Source organism: Pseudomonas caspiana (assembly GCF_002158995.1).
GTDB classification, from domain to species: Bacteria; Pseudomonadota; Gammaproteobacteria; order Pseudomonadales; family Pseudomonadaceae; genus Aquipseudomonas; species Aquipseudomonas caspiana.
On sequence record NZ_LOHF01000014.1, the window covers coordinates 164,496 to 167,934 of the forward strand.

Here is a 3,439-nt window from a genome sequence, read left to right on the forward strand (position 1 = left end):
CGCCGGGTTTGATCTGGCGGTGTGCAACTGGGAGGCAATTCGGGCGTACATGGAGTACGAGGTTCACACCCTCAAGGAAATCCAGGACCCGCTTGAACTGCAAAACCCCGGCGATCCGCCTCACGAAGGTCTGCATACGTTTTACAACGCGAGAGAACGCATGCGGCGTCGGCGCAAAAATCGGGAGGTTGGCTTTTTCTATCCGTTCTGGTGGTACACGTACCACGTGCTGAGCCTGTGGACCTTGCCCAATCACCTCACCGAATGGGAAATCCGCCACATCAAGAGCATCGGTCGTGCAGTCATTCCGGAGGCGATGCAAAGCTGGTCGGAGCCGCTGTCAGAGGAGCAATGGGCCAAGCCTAGTGAGGAATTGCTAAGCCTGACCCAGGCGGTGAAAGCCCAGCGCGAGAAACGGCCTGGTCAGAACCTTGCGTCCAGATTTGCCGAGGTCCAGCAGGCGGATCGAAATACGGCCAAACGAGCTTAGACGAATCTGTAGGCGCCAACTGGTTGGCGATACGTCGATCCGACATCACAAAGATCGCCTCGCAAACAAGTTCGCTCTCGTCAAACAACAGGCAAACCACTGGATTGAAATGCATTTTCTGTAGGAGCTGCCGAAGGCTGCGAAGCATTTCTCCTGATACACCGCGATCGCAGCCTTCGGCAGCTCCTACAGGTCCTACGTTGCCGCGAGACATCGCGGTGCCATCGACACCGGGTTGAAGCTCCTACAGGCCAACCGCCAGCCGGAAGACAAACACCCTCTTTTCTATATGGCCCAAACCCTGATTTAGCGAACCAAGGACTATGACCTCTGAAACTCAAGAAAGCCCGCCGCCGATTCATCATGCCCCTCATGCAGGAATGATTGAAAAGTTTCCAACGGGTCAAGTCATCTATCTAGCTCCACTACCACTGCCCACTGACTTGCCCGCGCAGGATTACGGCCACGCCGTAGGCGCCGTTAATGACACCTATCTGGATTTTGGTGTGGGGTTACCGGCGGTGTTCGGGTGGCAAATGACGTTAGGTATACCTTTCTGGGCTATTTGGTGGTTTGGCTTGTTTGCAACCATTCTCATCTGGTTAATCACCCTCGCAGAGGGTAGCGGAATTAAGTTAGCTACAGAGTTTGCTCTGGATTATATGCCTTATGGTTTGCAGGTGGGTTCTTGGGGCGCCGCCGCAGCCCTCACCATTTTCCTCGGCGTCACCTTCCACCACCTCCTCAAATACAAAGAAGTCATCCCCACCCGCTTCAATCGCCAACGCCGCGAAGTCTGCTTCGTCCCCCGTGGCCAAACAGAGCCGATTTTCGTCCCGTGGGAATCGCTATCCGCCTGGGTCATACAGGCCCGGAGCGTGACGCAGTACGGCATGGACATCCGCTACGCCATGGGCGTCGGCTTTTATCATCCGCCTCACGATGAGCATTACAGCCTGGAGTTTTTCTGCGCCGGGTTTGATCTGGCGGTATGCAACTGGGAGGCGATCCGCGCGTACATGGAATACGAGGTTCACACCCTCAAGGAAATCCAAGACCCACTGGAGCTACAAAACCCTGGCGACCCGCCGCATGAAGGTCTGCATACGTTTTACAACGCACGGGAGCGGATGCGGCGTCGGCGCAAAAATCGCGAGGTGGGCTTCTTCTATCCGTTCTGGTGGTACACGTACCACGTGCTGACCCTGTGGACCTTGCCCAATTACCTCACCGAATGGGAAATCCGCCACATCAAAAACATCGGCCGCGCCGCCATACCTGAGGCGATGCAAAGCTGGTCCGAGCCGCTGCCAGCGGAGCAGTGGGCCAGGCCCAGTGAAGAGCTGAAACGCATGAACCAAGCGGTCAAAAAACTACGCGAACAAAAACCCAATCAGAACATTGCTGCACGGTTCACCGAGGTACAGCAGGCGAGCACTCTGTAGAGCTCACGAGCAGCGCGAAGCAGCGATGGCGGTGTATCTGACGCTCCGCCATCGCCGGTCTAATAACCTCGGTGAGCGCCTACAGGTTTCCGGCGCCAGCGATCTCTGCCGCAATCGTCGCAGCGCGATCAACACGTTCCAGAGTGCTCAGCTCCGAACGGACTGTCAGCAACTCAGCAATGCCAGGATGCTGCCGCAGTACGTCATCCCCCAGAAAACCAAAGACGTTGGCGTATAACCAGATTTCCTGTTCTGTCTCGAATCCCTTTTCGATGGCGGAGCGGGCGAGTTGGTGAATACGCTCCAGACGCTGCTCAGGCGTCAACTCGGCCCGGTACCCGGGAAAGAAGCGCTGCAGGTGCTGGTAAAGCGCGCCCATGGACTTGTCAAAAGCCACATCTTTCAGAGCCACCCACTGAGCATCGTTCGCCATGAACGGCTTGCCGTATTGCGGGATGTGCTTGTCACCCAGGCGCTTGAACTGCGTCCAGCCGTCCCGCGTCAGGTTGATAACAATGATCTGCTGGCAGGGGCCGAAAAGGTCCAGCCCTGGATCACGCTGTGTTGCAAACAACGCATGCGCCACTGCGGGATCGGAGATGCGTAAATACATTTCGTCCCCATGAGGCGGCTTGAAACAGGTCAGCCAGCGCATATGAGTCAACAACTCGTCCCACGAACCGTCACTGACCAGCAGGTACCCCCGTAACTCTTGGCTGTGGGCCAGAAACTGCAAAAGCACTGGATCATCAGAATCATGCAAGCGCACCAGGCACGGTGAAAGTCGACTGATTTCAGCCCACCGGGTGCCGTGATACAGCACGCTTACCTTGGGTGCCGGGCTCCACTGGTAAAGACGTTGAATCAGATTTTTGACCTGAATAGCATCAAGCAGGAGTCCGACCGTCTGATCCCAGGGAAAATCGTCAGGCAGTCGAGATTGCATCGAGCGAGCGCTATTCATGACAACTCCTTCTTGGCGTCAGCACAGGCTTGGCAAAACGGCGCACCGCGTTCGATAGCCTCGAGTTGTACCTCTGGAATCAAAGACCGATTTGCGGGCAACGCCACCTGAGGTGCCAACGCTGCAGGCAAGTCAGGAACCGCGGGCATCCCCAACAACGGCACTCCGCCAAGCTGAATGGGCACACTGCTGAAAATCCCCGCCGGGCTGATACTTATCCAGTGGCCACCGGCATTGATCGTTGCGCAGATTCCCGCATTGATCACCACGTCTACGCTTGAATGCAGATGCACTTGTGTGGCTGCGCTGACCAGGTGATTAGCCGCGCTGATGTATTGGCTGCCGACCACCGTCAACGAGTCATCAGCCAGCACCTGGGTTTTACGAGCCCCGTGCGTAAGGTGGTGTTCTTCGTCGTGCGATTCGTGGCTGGACAAGCCGGTGACCTTGACCTTGCGCTGGTTGTCGACCTGAATCGACTGATCGTTGAGGACGTGCTCGGACCAGTTGCGTTGAGCGCGGATGGAAATGGACTCGGCA

3 protein-coding genes and 1 pseudogene are annotated in these 3,439 nt (G+C 56.6%); 2 read left to right on the plus strand and 2 right to left on the minus strand.

The features are described 5' to 3' along the window. Both AUC60_RS17215 and AUC60_RS17220 read left to right on the plus strand, forming a co-directional pair. Window positions 1-490: pseudogene (locus AUC60_RS17215) on the plus strand (hypothetical protein); the annotation flags it as partial. 323 nt (window positions 491-813) lie between these two features. Continuing rightward, window positions 814-1,935 carry a hypothetical protein gene (locus AUC60_RS17220; RefSeq protein ID WP_087270008.1) on the plus strand — a complete coding sequence of 374 codons (1,122 nt, stop codon included), beginning with the start codon at window positions 814-816 and terminating at the stop codon, window positions 1,933-1,935. Window positions 1,936-2,014: 79 nt separating this feature from the next. On the opposite strand, the gene AUC60_RS17225 is transcribed toward AUC60_RS17220, so the two are convergent. Both AUC60_RS17225 and AUC60_RS27870 read right to left on the minus strand, forming a co-directional pair. After that, window positions 2,015-2,899, minus strand: coding sequence for a DUF4123 domain-containing protein (locus tag AUC60_RS17225; RefSeq protein WP_087270010.1), 885 nt, complete (start codon window positions 2,897-2,899; stop codon window positions 2,015-2,017). Further along, on the minus strand, window positions 2,896-3,439 hold a 544-nt coding region (locus AUC60_RS27870), incomplete at its 5' end, for a bacteriophage T4 gp5 trimerisation domain-containing protein (protein WP_420800739.1). The genes AUC60_RS17225 and AUC60_RS27870, both read right to left, overlap by 4 nt.

What these genes read in the sequence shown, in the direction of transcription:
- AUC60_RS17220 (WP_087270008.1), top strand. Translation starts at nt 814, where the DNA reads ATGACCTCTGAAACTCAAGAAAGCCCGCCGCCGATTCATCATGCCCCT.
- AUC60_RS17225 (WP_087270010.1), bottom strand. Translation starts at nt 2,899, where the DNA reads ATGAATAGCGCTCGCTCGATGCAATCTCGACTGCCTGACGATTTTCCC.